This is a genomic window from Cognatundibacterium oligocarboniphilum, from assembly GCF_013377855.1.
In the GTDB taxonomy this organism is placed as follows: Bacteria; Pseudomonadota; Gammaproteobacteria; order Burkholderiales; family Burkholderiaceae_D; genus Undibacterium; species Undibacterium oligocarboniphilum.
Window position 1 is genome coordinate 87,053 of the sequence record NZ_JABXYJ010000005.1, and the last position, 12,548, is coordinate 99,600.

The 12,548-nt window shown below is 50.5% G+C and carries 10 protein-coding genes; 8 read left to right on the forward strand and 2 right to left on the reverse strand.

The features are described 5' to 3' along the window. Window positions 1-74 precede the first annotated feature (74 nt). From HV832_RS09660 to HV832_RS09680, 5 genes are read left to right on the forward strand one after another with little or no spacing between them, the layout of a single operon-like run. Window positions 75-818 (forward strand): polysaccharide biosynthesis/export family protein, encoded by a 744-nt coding sequence (locus tag HV832_RS09660; RefSeq protein ID WP_176803631.1) that lies wholly within the window; start codon window positions 75-77, stop codon window positions 816-818. 8 nt (window positions 819-826) lie between these two features. After that, the gene (locus HV832_RS09665) at window positions 827-2,266 is read left to right on the forward strand and encodes a Wzz/FepE/Etk N-terminal domain-containing protein (RefSeq protein WP_176803632.1); all 1,440 of its coding nucleotides are present in this window, start codon (window positions 827-829) and stop codon (window positions 2,264-2,266) included. Continuing rightward, entirely contained in the window at window positions 2,259-3,206 is a 948-nt protein-coding gene (locus HV832_RS09670) for a CpsD/CapB family tyrosine-protein kinase (RefSeq protein WP_176803633.1), read from the forward strand. Before HV832_RS09665 ends, HV832_RS09670 begins: the two co-directional genes overlap by 8 nt. 4 nt (window positions 3,207-3,210) lie before the next feature. Further along, window positions 3,211-4,149: a glycosyltransferase family 2 protein gene (locus HV832_RS09675; protein ID WP_176803634.1), complete on the forward strand. Its 939-nt coding sequence runs from the start codon at window positions 3,211-3,213 to the stop codon at window positions 4,147-4,149. 24 nt (window positions 4,150-4,173) lie between these two features. After that, entirely contained in the window at window positions 4,174-5,217 is a 1,044-nt protein-coding gene (locus HV832_RS09680; RefSeq protein ID WP_176803635.1) for an acyltransferase family protein, read from the forward strand. Between the two features lie 10 nt (window positions 5,218-5,227). Here the strand turns inward: HV832_RS09680 and HV832_RS09685 are convergent, their stop codons facing one another. Then, on the reverse strand, window positions 5,228-6,559 hold the full coding sequence (locus HV832_RS09685) for an O-antigen ligase family protein (RefSeq protein ID WP_176803636.1): 1,332 nt from the start codon (window positions 6,557-6,559) through the stop codon (window positions 5,228-5,230). A 68-nt stretch (window positions 6,560-6,627) separates the two neighbouring features. On the opposite strand from HV832_RS09685, the gene HV832_RS09690 reads away from it, so the two are divergent. Then, entirely contained in the window at window positions 6,628-9,069 is a 2,442-nt protein-coding gene (locus HV832_RS09690; protein WP_176803637.1) for a hypothetical protein, read from the forward strand. A 360-nt stretch (window positions 9,070-9,429) separates the two neighbouring features. Further along, complete coding sequence (gene aceA / locus HV832_RS09695) at window positions 9,430-10,725, forward strand: isocitrate lyase (RefSeq protein ID WP_176803638.1); 1,296 nt, start codon at window positions 9,430-9,432, stop codon at window positions 10,723-10,725. A 170-nt stretch (window positions 10,726-10,895) separates the two neighbouring features. On the opposite strand, the gene HV832_RS09700 is transcribed toward aceA, so the two are convergent. Continuing rightward, window positions 10,896-11,678, reverse strand: a complete 783-nt coding sequence (locus HV832_RS09700) for a WecB/TagA/CpsF family glycosyltransferase (RefSeq protein WP_223827241.1) — start codon at window positions 11,676-11,678, stop codon at window positions 10,896-10,898. A gap of 126 nt (window positions 11,679-11,804) precedes the next feature. Here HV832_RS09700 and HV832_RS09705 point away from each other — a divergent pair, with 126 nt between their 5' ends. Continuing rightward, window positions 11,805-12,464 (forward strand): phosphoribosylanthranilate isomerase, encoded by a 660-nt coding sequence (locus HV832_RS09705; protein ID WP_176803639.1) that lies wholly within the window; start codon window positions 11,805-11,807, stop codon window positions 12,462-12,464. Window positions 12,465-12,548: the final 84 nt, after the last annotated feature.

Below are 12,548 nucleotides of genomic sequence, written 5' to 3' on the forward strand. Positions count from 1 at the left end.
TACCATCTGCATCCAAGATCTCAGCATCAGACACTATCCCGGATAAGCCGGTTGATGCCGGACTGAGTCAGTCAGTGCAATTTCCAGATGTAATCGGCGAGGGGGATCAGTTGCTGATCACGGTATTCGGGCAACCTGACATGAGTGCTGACGTGTTGGTGGGGGCAAGCGGCATCATTACGCTGCCTCTGGTTGGCGTGATTGAAGTCAAAGGTAAAACCGCCAGCGAAGTCGCCATGCAATTTGCCCGTAAGCTGGAACAGGGACAATATTTGCTGGACCCGAAAGTGTCAGTCAAAGTCGTTCAGCAAATCAGCCGTAGTTTTTCTGTATTGGGAGAAGTGTTGCGCCCCGGAAGATATCCCTTACAGGGACCGGTCTCCATGCTTGAGGCGCTGAGTCTGGCGGGCGGAACTACTACCAGGGCAGATAAAAGTCTGCGTGTTCTGCGTAGAAAGCTATCTGCCAGCGCAACGGCACCTCAGGAAGTGCTTTCTCTGAAGCTGGATCTGGAGGAGGGAAAAAATCAGACCGCGCTGATGCAATCAGTTTTACCGAATGATGTGTTAATTATTGGGCAGCAGAAGAATTTTTATGTGTATGGTGAAGTCCGGCGACCAGGTATGTATCCGGTGGAAACCGAGCTGAACATCATGCGTGTTCTGGCGATTGGCGGTGGTGTCACTGACAGGGGATCAACGTCACGCATGTTGATTTACCGGAAATCGGATAGTGGCAATATACAGGCAGTTCCTGCCACTCTGACCGATCCGGTGTTGCCTGGTGATGTGGTGTTTGTTAACGAAAGAATTTTTTAACACAGCCGATGCGACCTTCTTCTAACGAACTCATTCTCTCCTTCACGCAGATTGGCGCCATGCTGCGCGCCAGACGGCACCTGATTTTTGTGATTGTAGTCATCACTGTTTTACTGGCAGGTATTTCCAGTTTTCTGTTACCGAAAACCTATGTGGCAGTTGCGGATATTTATATTGATTACCGCATGAATGATCCTATCAGCGGCAAGCAGTTTCACCCTTTGCAGGACGAGAGCTATCTGCAGACACAATTCGACGTGATCAAAAGTGTGCAGGTTGCCGAGCGTGTAATCGCTGATCTGCATTTGCAGGATGTTCCTGCGAACAAGAAGTTGATTGCGCAGTATGGATCAGAGAGCGCAATGCGTATTATCGCAGAATCAATCACCCGTAATATTGAGGTTGCTCCACACAAAAACAGTCGCGTGATTGAAATTCAATATGCTGCATCCACGCCCGAACATGCGCGTGATGTGGTCAATGCCGTAGTCAAGGCTTACATCAACTTGTCGCTGGAAATGATGAATGCCCCGGCGCGCGCGCGCAAGGAGCAGTATAACTCCCAACTCGAATCACTGAGCCGGCAGATGGATGATATCCAGAAAAAACTCACTGCCTATCAGGAGCAATATCAGATCGTGGATGTGGATGAACGCGTCGATGTGGAATCTCGTCAGATGAGCTCCCTCAGTGCACGGATTCTGGATATTCAGCTACAGAAAGTAGAAGCACAGGCAAAGCGGCAGTCACTGGAAAAACTGCTGAAGCAAGGAAATCTGAATTCTGATATTCCTGAAATTGCAGGTATCGGTCATATATCCGGCGTCAAATCCGCATTGATCGCACTCGATGCACAACTGGCAAATGCGAAGGCGACACTGGGTGTGCGTCATCCCAGGTACATCGCCATCCAGAATGAACGGCAGGCATTAAACGATAAGCTGCAGCGCGAGGCGGCAACGGCTATGGATTCTTTAATGGCAGTTGAAGGACGGTTGGCACAGCAACAAAAGGTCATGGAAGATGAGTTGGCGAGTTATCAGAAAAAGACATTCGAAAATAAAAAACATCGTGATGTCATCAGTTCCTATCAGCGCCAATTGGACAGTGTGCAAAAAGTGTATAACGCAGCGATTCAGAAGTTTGATGAATTGCTGATGACCAGTAATGTGGCGATTTCCGATGCAACAGTGATGCAATGGGCCGATTTGCCCAAGAAACATGCCAAGCCGATTCTCAGAAAAAATCTGATTTTTGGCATGATCGCAGGGTTATTGTTTGCATTAAGCACAGCTTTTTTGCTTGAGCTTTCACAAAGGCGCGTGCGTTGTCTTGAAGATCTGGAAAAGGAATTCAGTGTGCCGGTGATGGCGCATATCGGTTTTGGTGAAAGCATATGGAAAGTGAAATCCGATGGCCGGAAAACGGAAGGAACATCGCATGTCTGAATGGAAAAACCCGGAACATGCATCCGTCAGAGTTGGTCGTCTTGGTGAGTTATTTTTGCAAAAAGGCTTACTGACAGCTCAGCAGATTGAGCAGATTGCGCAGGAACAGAAACTCAAAAAACTGCGTTTTGGCGATGCTGCATTGAGTCTGGGATTGCTGAGTCAGGCAGAAATTGATTCTGCGCTGGGAGAGCAGTTTGGCTACAGCAGCAAAGAATTAATGAATGGTGTTGCTGATCCGGGGCTGCGTTTTTTGCATGCGCCGTTCTCAAAAGAGGCAGAAGAAATTCGTCGTTTACGCAGCGAATTGTTATTGCGCTTCAGTACGCAGGAAAAGATCAGTATTGCGCTGATCAGTCCGGGTTCTGATGAGGGCAAGAGTTATATGGCGATCAGTCTGGCAATTGCCTTATCTCAGATTGGGCGGAAGACGTTATTGATTGATGCCGACTTACGTACTGGCAATCTACATGACTATCTGGCACTTGGCACCCAGGATGGGCTTTCGTCGGTTCTGGCAGGTCGTATTCCGTATCAGCAAGCGTTGATTCCGCTGATGCCTGATCTGCATATATTGCCATCGGGGCCGCGTCCTCCTAATCCGTTGGAAATCTTGCGTGTTCCGCGAATGAGTCAGCTTTTAGAGTCCTGTGCAGGTCAGTTTGATACATTTGTTGTTGATACTTATGCTGCGACGCAGGCTTCCGATGCTCAGCTGGTTGCGCACCAGTTGGGTTATGCGCTGCTGGTAGCGAAACAGGATGTGACTCTGATTAACGATATCCGCCAAACACAAAGTACGATGCAGGCAGCAGGGGTCGATATTATCGGAACGATCTTTAATGAGTCGTCTGCTGCCAGTCATGTAAAGGGATGGCGCAATCGCCTGATATCGTTGCCGGGATTGTCTTTTCTGAAAACTTATCTGGGACAGAACTGATTTTATGATCCGGGTCAGTATCTGTATTTGCACATTCCGGCGTCCCGAACTTTTACGCCGCCTTCTGCAGGCTGTTTTTTCGCAGGAGGGTTTTTCCGATGTATTGGAGGTCGTCGTCGTTGATAACGATCCGGCGCAGTCCGCTGCACAGGTGTTGACTGATTTCGGGCATCAATATGGCAACAGGCTGATTGCATTGGCGCTGCAGACGCCAAATATTTCTTTAGCCAGGAATGCGGCTATTCACGCCGCGAGTGCTGATTGGATCGGCATGGTCGATGATGATGAGTGCCCTGAGCGCGACTGGTTACTGAATCTGTTTTCAGCGCAGCAAAAATATCAGGCAGATGTGGTGTTTGCGCCGGTCGTGCCCGAATATCAGAATGCTGTTCCCGGCTGGATCCGTCGTGGTGCTTATTTTGACCGGAGACGATTATTGACCGGTACCCAGATTCGTCTTCAGGATGCGCGTAGCGGCAATGTGCTGGTCCGGAAACAGACGTTAACCGCCATTGACACCGGCTCACCGGATGCCGGACCGTTTGATCCTGCCTATGGCCAGACCGGCGGTGAGGATTCCATGCTGTTCAGACAATTGGATTTCGCAGGAGCACGCATGATCTGGTGCGATGAGGCGCCTGTCTCCGAAATCGTTCCTGTCGAGCGTGCCACGGCAACCTGGTTGCTTAACAGGTCGTTCCGTACCGGGCAGTTATATATGCGCACCGAGCTGGCATGCATCCCCCTGAAGCAACGTCGGAAGCGGGCAGTTTTTCTCTCAATAAAAGCCATTGTGCAGGCCGGAGCGGCGTTGTTATTCAGTGTACTGTTGATGTTGTTTGCTCCGCTGAAAGCCTTTTCCTGGCTGCGGATATGCGTCTCTCAGTTGGGCAAATTAAACCATTTTCGTGGCCGACTATTTGCTGCCTATGGTGAAAAATAATGCAGCATCTTTTGAATGACGGATATGAATAATTCTTCACGCCTGCAGGCTCTGGATGGCTTGCGGGCGGTCTCCATTTTGTTGGTGCTGATTTCGCATGCCTGGCTTGGTCATATTGTTCCCGGTGGCCTCGGCGTGACGATTTTCTTTTTCATCAGCGGTTTTATTATCACGCGCCTCATGATTCGGGAGTGGGATAAGAATGGCGCGATGAATATTAAAAAATTCTATCTGCGGCGATTTTTCCGGCTGCTGCCAGCGCTGCTGGTTTTTGTAGTGATAGCGTTATCGGTCATGTATGCCGCACATGTGGAATGGCGCTGGGTGGAATTGTTTGCCGTGTTTTTTTACTTCGCAAATTATTTTGATATTTTTGTGGGTTTCAGCGGTCATACACTTCCTTCTCCTTTGGGAATTACCTGGTCGCTGGCCATCGAAGAGCATTTTTACATGGTGTTTCCGTTTGCGTTTGTGTTGCTGATCGCCTCACCGAGACGGTTTTTACAACTCATCGCAACGCTTATCGTATCGATCCTGTTGTGGCGTTTATATCTTGTGTATGGCGTGGGACAGGAGCATCTGGCGCGATTCCGGATTTATAAAGCGACGGATACGCGTGCCGACTCGATTCTGTATGGTTCCTGTCTTGCGTTGCTGCTGGCACGCTACCCCGGGACGCACCAGGTTTTAAACAGTCGATGGCTGGCGACGGGCGGTGCGGCACTGTTGCTGGCGACATTGTTATACCGGAGTGAGGATTTTCGCGAATCCTGGCGCTATTCCCTGCAAGGCATCGCCTTGCTGATGATGTTTTCAACGTTGGTGCTGCAGCAAGGGTTGGCTGCGCGTATCCTGGGTTCGCGTCCGATGGCTTATATCGGGCGGGTCAGCTATTCTCTGTATCTGTATCATTGGCTGATGTTGGGAGCGATCACGTTCTGGTTGCCAGACTGGTCATTACTGTCGCGGATGGCGCTCTTGCTGGTCGCGTCATTTGTGCTCTCTGATCTGTCTTATCGTTTGATCGAGCAGCCGTTTCAGAGGTTTGGTCACCCTTATTCTCACTAAGTCAGTTTATCTATCTTGCGTTGATGGTTTGCGTCGTTTCTTGGTCAACCTGATTCAGGCGGCGCGTTGCCGATGTGACCGAGGTCAGTGCGCAAATGAACAAGACGTTTTGAAATCCGAAACCACGGAACAGACTGCTTTCCGTGAAATTTGTTACCACTACGACTAATAACATGGCGCTCCAGAAGGCGGCTTGCACCCGGTCGCCACGAGCCAGTAAGGTCAGTGATCGTGCCTGCATCAGTAAGGTCATGACTGTCAAAGCTAATCCGATCGCTCCCTGTTCATTCAGTATGTCAAGATAGCCATTGTGAGCTTGCAGTGGAATCCAGTGCAGGGCATCAATGATGAATTGCGAAAGGCTGTCCGGCCCCAGCCAGAACGAGCCGTAGCCCAGCCCAATCAGCAGATGGCGAGGAATTTCAACCCAGATCAGCTCCCAGATATCGGTCCGGCCGGTCAGATCGGTACCTTTCCCAAAAATACCTGCAATCGGTGCGGTAATTTCCGGCCAGGTGGGGAGACGGGATTCTTGCATGTAAAACACATAGACCGCCAGCAGTATCAGGCAGAACACGCCAAGGAAGATGCGCGTCAGTGGATAGATCGATGCAAGATGGTGTTTCCGTAAGGTGTGAAAAATACCGCTGGTGACAATAGTGATGATCATACTGGTAGAGCTTTTACTCATGACCAGCATGAAGAAGCAGAGCAGCAGAGAAAGCATCAGAATTTTCACATCCACTTTTTTCATGCAGGATCGTACCTGCCATAGCAGGATGGACATGGCGGCTACCTGGCCCAGTTCATTTTTCTGGGAAAGCGCTCCGCGCCATGCGCGGCCAAGTTCATAGTCAATGCCGGTTGATGGCGAGACAATGACGATCAGGAGCGACAGACCGAGGATGCACATCAGTGTGTATAGCATGGTTTTCACCAGTAGCTGTAGCGCATTCGGAGCCAACTGGATGGCCAGACCCAGCATGACGAGTCCGTATAGCTGAATCGCTCTCTTGAAAGTGACCAGCGGCAGTGGTGACCACAGGCTTGATAAGGCGCACCATAACAGCACCATCAGCAGAAAAGGATTGATGACACGCAGATCTTTTAATACCGTTGGCAGATGGCGATATAGTAAGACTGCAGAAACTGCGAACAAGCTGCCCCATTCCAGTTTGGTGGTCATCGAACCTTCCATCGTCAGGGCAGATGAGCCGGTGTAGTCCCATGACAAGCCATAAGGCAGCAGCGAAAAAACGACAAACAGCACCACCATGAGCCTGATGATGTGGATCTCATATACAGCGAGCTGGTCTGGCGGAAGTGGCCGGGGATTCTTCATCAGCGGATACGTTTCTTATTTGTTTGTGCGATATTCTAATGGCTTGCTTAGCTGTGGCGATTTAATTCATGAACTATTTTCATTGCAAAACGCGTCATTTATTCCGGGTTCACTGTGTCAGCTTCCTTTTCCCGGTTATTTTGCTGATTTGTTGCGGTATCCGTCCGGTAATGGGCGAAGCACTGGAATGGTATCCGTTTCAAATCGACGAAAATAAACTCCCGGCAATTGCCGATTTTTCTGCGCTGAATCACACGTTAAATCCGGCAGATCAGTTATTTGCGAAAGATGGACATTTTTTCCGGGTTGGGCCGGATCATCTGCCCCGCACCCGTGACGACCAGCGGGTCAGACTGTTTGGCATCAACCTGTCGGATGCTGCCAATTTCCCACGCGAGGAAGATGCGCCGGTCATTGCGCGGCGTTTGCGGGCACTCGGGTTCAATGCGGTACGTCTGCATCATCTGGATTCGGTGCTGAGCGACAGTGATGAGCAGCCCCTGGGAATTCTGACGACCGGCGCTTTCCCCAGCTTTAATCAGACGGCACTTCATCGCTTGCGGGTATTCATGGATGCCCTGAAGGAAGAGGGACTGTATGTGAACCTGAATCTGCATGTCGGCTACACCTTCCGTTATGCAGTGGATCAGCTGACTCCCTTGCCGCCGGGCGCATCCATGCCGTTTGCCAGTCATCCCTTGCATTTGTTCGAGCCGCGCATGATCGCATTGCAGGTCGAATATACCCAGCAACTGCTACGCCGGTTGCAGTTGAACAATGATCCGGTGCTGGCGCTGGTGGAAATCAATAATGAATCTTCGCTGACCGGCGCATGGCAAAGAAAACAGTTGGATCAATTGCCAGGCGAATACGAACGCATCTTGCAGCAACACTGGCAGCACTGGCTGGTGCGGCAACATGGCAGCCTGGCTCAGGCTTGCAGTCTGTGGCGAAGCTGTGACCTGCCCAAGCAGGGGGCGTTGTTGGTAAAAAGCACTGAAAATGCTGTTTTGGCGCACGGTGAAGGATGGCTGGGGCGCATGAAGTATTTTCTGTACCGCGTACTGAATCGTCTTGGGTGGCAGGTACCAGACATACTCGAGCCCGGCCTGGAATTACATCAGGCCGGCGCCGGGCGCAGAGTCTTGGATTTTGTTCGTTTCCTGATCGAGATGGATAAACAATATGTCGATACCTTGCGCAATACCGTCCATGCCGAGGTGGGCGGCCTGGTTCCCGTCACGGGTACGCAGGCGTATTTCGGCGGCTTGTTGAATATCGATGCACAACGGGAGATGGATTATGTCGACGAGCATTTTTATGTAGATCATTACGACTTCCCGCATCAATCCTGGGACAGTCATGACTGGCGTATTAGAGATCAGTCCGTACTTCGTGAGGGGTGGAATGGATTGTTATCCAGAGCCTTTTATCGCGACGTCAGGAAGCCGTTTGTCATCAGCGAATTCAATCAGGCGTATCCAAATCGTCAGAGTGCCGAAATCATCCCGGTCATGACCGCGGTCGCGGGTACACAGGACTGGGATGGATTGTTTTTCTTTCAGTATGGCGACGGCAAGACCTGGAACGCTTTACCGGACAGTTTTGGGCTGACCGGAATGACCGGTCAACTGGTGCATGTCGGCATGTCTGCTGCCATGTTCCGTTATTTTCAGATTCCGGTGTTGCGCGAGCGGAAAATTCTTTCCGTGCCAATGGAAAAGCGCCAGATGCTGGGCGCATTGGGGGAGGGAGTTTCTTCTCCGGGGTATCTGGATTATCTGGAAAAGCATGAACAGGTCAGTTCGCAGCAGGTGTTAACACGCCAAATCTCGGTTGATTTTTCACTGCCGTTCCAGGGAAATGCCGGTACGGGTTTGGCGACCGGAAAAAATCAGGGACCGGAGGGGAGAGAAAATCAGCAGGGTGACAACGCGGTGATAAAAAATGAGAAGTTTCTTCGTTATAACGCAGAGTTGCATCATCTACAGGTTATTACGCCGTACAGTGCTGTTTTTGCAGGAACTACAGCATCAAGAATGATCGTCACGCAGGATATGCCATTTTTACCGGTATTTGGTGGCAGGCACTATGGCGTGATGACACTGATGAGTCGTGATGCTTCGCCGTTGGTCACTTCGCGCCGCGTGCTGCTCAGCCTCAGCGGGGCAACTACCGGCAGCCAGCCTGGCGAGATGCCGCAGCGTCCCAAAGAACTGATCCCCTATGCCGGAGACAGGATGTGGTGGACACTGGAGCCGGACCTGCCGCATACCCGCCAAATATCCGGAGCAAGAGATGCAACCGGGCCGGTATGGACGGAGCGAATTGCCGCCAGTTTTTTTTACCCGTCGTCTGCCAAACATCTGATCGTGTATCCCCTCGATGGAGATGGTAACAGGCTGGCTGCTGTGCCCGATAGGGATGTTGCCGTAGTTAAAGGTGGCTTCTCTGTTTCGCTGCATCAGTCATCTCCCTGGTTTGAGCTGATTTTTTCAGGTCTGCGTTGAAACTTACTTTTGATGCTGAACGGTTTTATCGGTATGCAGGATGATCTGATCCGGATTGCGCGGTATCTGCATCAGCATGTCGGCAGAATAATCTTCTGAATTGAATATTTCAGACAAAATATTGTAATGTGAAATTGATTTCTCGTATTGTGAAAAGATAGTCGCCATTTGCACAAATTTATTTTCTCATTTTAAGAAAAGTTATTTCGTATCGCAAAAAAATAAATTTAAGTGTATGAATTTAAAAGAATAAATATTTGTTATATGTCTTATATAAGACCTTGTTGCTGCGCAAAAAATCTCCTATTATTGATCTCAACGGAATTCACATTTCATTTGTTTTGACCACAGGAGAGCAGCATGACAACACGCGCACAACAAGTAGCAGAATTGCAAAAAGACTGGGATACCAATCCACGCTGGAAAGGTATCAAGCGTAACTACACAGCCGAAGACGTAGTTCGTCTGCGTGGTTCCATCAAGGTGGAGCACACAATTGCGAAAAACGGTGCGATCAAGTTGTGGGATCTGGTCAATAACGAGCCATTCATCAATGCACTGGGCGCGTTGACCGGTAATCAGGCAATGCAACAGGTGAAAGCTGGCCTTAAAGCGATTTATTTGTCTGGCTGGCAGGTTGCCGGCGATGCCAACGTTGCTGGTGAAATGTATCCTGACCAATCTCTGTATCCAGCGAACTCTGTTCCGCTGGTCGTTAAGCGCATCAATAACACATTGACACGCGCTGATCAGATCCAATGGTCTGAAGGCAAAGATGATATCGATTACTTTGCGCCAATCGTTGCTGATGCAGAAGCCGGTTTTGGCGGCGTTCTGAATGCTTTTGAACTGATGAAGGCGATGATCGAAGCTGGCGCCTCCGGCGTTCACTTTGAAGATCAGCTGGCTTCCGTTAAGAAGTGCGGTCACATGGGCGGCAAGGTTCTGGTTCCTACCCGCGAAGCAGTTGAAAAGCTGAATGCGGCACGTCTGGCTGCTGACATTATGGGCACACCAACCGTGATTCTGGCACGTACTGATGCTGAAGCCGCAGATTTGCTGACTTCCGATGTTGATGCAAACGACAAGCCATTCTGCACTGGCGAACGTACTGTGGAAGGCTTCTACAAAACCAAGCCAGGTCTGGAGCAGGCGATTTCCCGTGGTCTGGCATACGCTGAATATGCTGATCTGATCTGGTGTGAAACTGGTAAGCCTGATCTGGAATTTGCTAAAGCATTTGCGGATGCGATCCATGCCAAGTTCCCAGGCAAGCTGCTGTCGTATAACTGCTCGCCATCGTTTAACTGGAAGAAAAATCTGGATGATGCAACGATTGCAAAATTCCAGAAAGAACTCGGCGCGATGGGTTATAAATTCCAGTTCATCACACTGGCTGGTTTCCATGCACTGAACTATGGCATGTTCAACCTGGCGCATGGTTATGCACGTCGTCAGATGTCGGCATTCGTTGAGCTGCAGGAAGCGGAATTCGCAGCGGCAGAAAAAGGCTTTACAGCAGTGAAGCATCAGCGTGAAGTTGGTACCGGCTACTTCGATGCAGTGACCCAGACTATTCAGCAAGGCCAGTCTTCGACGACAGCATTGCATGGCTCCACTGAAGATGAGCAGTTCTTTGAAAAGAAAATTGCTTAATCGATTTGCTTTAATGTTGAATGACCGTCGACCGTTTGGCTCGATATCGTTCAGCAGGCCGGTGTGATGCCGGGAAACAGTCTCCCGTAGTAAAGAAAAAGCCGCACAGATTATTGTCTGCGCGGCTTTTTGCTGTGTTGATATCAATGTCTATTGTGCGCGTGTGCGGGCTAGGATTGCCGGAGTTTTCGGTGCTCCCTGAGCAGAATGCCGAAAAAACGGCTGCCCTGAACCGTGTAGCGCTGCCACAGGCGGCGGGGCTCTGAAGCCAGGCGCCAGAACCATTCCATCCCGATTTTTTGCATCCATAGAGGCGCTCTTTTTTTCTGGCCGAGTGCAAACTCCATTGCTGCGCCGACGCACAGAATTAACGGCACATTCCTGGATTGAATTTCACGACGATAACGAAAAGCGAAATACTCTTGCTTCGGCATGCCGAGGCAGATAAATAAAATAGCAGGACCGGCGTCCTGAATGCGCCCGATAGCGGTGTCAGCCTCATTGCCATCGGGGGTGAATTGCATTGATGGACAAAAAATACTGACTGGCAGCCCAGGATAGATGCGGGCAAAGGCTTCCTGCAGTTCCTGTTCCTGTCCGGGCATACCGCCGAGGATGAATACGGGCAGATTTTTCTGTGCACATTCCTTGCACAGGGCGACGAATAAATCTGCGCCGGTGACACGTTCCGGTAGCGGGTTGGCGGTCATTTTGCTGGCCCAGACCACGGGCATGCCATCTGCAAAAATATAATCTGCCGTGGCATACAGTTTTTTGAATTCTGGCTGCTGATCCAGTCGCACAATATGATCCACATTCGGCGTCACCACGATCTGAGATGGCTGATCGTGCCGGATGGCGGCGGCCATCAGGGTTTGGCTGGCTTCAAGAAAGCGCATCCTCCGGATCGGTAAATCAAACAGGGTCGTAATGCGGCGGTCGGCGGTCGGCATGGTGTGATTGGGATCTGGATGATCTCTGGATTATCGCAGAACTTCCTGCATTATCAGGTGCCTGCTCAGAAAAACAATGGCTAAGGGTACAATGAAAAATTATGTATCCGATCTATGAGTTTGATAATGACAGGCAGAACCAGAATCAAGATTTGCGGCCTGACCCGGCCTGAAGACGTGGCAAGCGTGATTGCTGCCGGAGCAGATGCGGTTGGACTGGTGTTTTATCCGGCCAGCCCGCGCTATGTCACGCCCGCGCAGGCGGCAGATCTGCTGCGCACTTTCCCTCCCTTTGTGATGTCCGTAGGATTGTTTGTGAATGTGACAGAGTCTGAATTGCGCACCGTGCTGGAGCAGGCTCCGGTACAGTTGCTACAATTTCATGGAGACGAAACGCCGCAGCAGTGTGCCACACTGGCAGCCAGCGTGCAGCGGCCGTTTATCCGGGCATACCGTATCCGGCCTGACACAAGCGCTGACGATTTGCTAGAATGTGAACGTACATATCGTGATGCAAGTCCTTTGTTTAATGGTTTGCTGCTGGATACCTTCGTAGATGGTTATGGCGGCGGTGGAAAGGTGTTTGATTGGTCTCTCATTCCAAAAGAGCTCGCGCCTCGGGTCGTTTTAAGTGGTGGCTTGAGCGTTCAAAATGTGACTGGCGCAGTTAGTCAGGTGCGGCCTTTTGCGGTCGATGTCAGCAGTGGCGTCGAGCTGTCGAAAGGTGTAAAGGATGAGGTAAAGGTGCAGGCGTTTACTCGTGCGGTACACGAAGCCTGCCGGTAATGACGGGACGTGGTGCAGACTTTGTGCTGCTTTTCCGGAAAGCCCAGACCAAGACACAGGTGAATATGCCAGTTGCCATGCGTG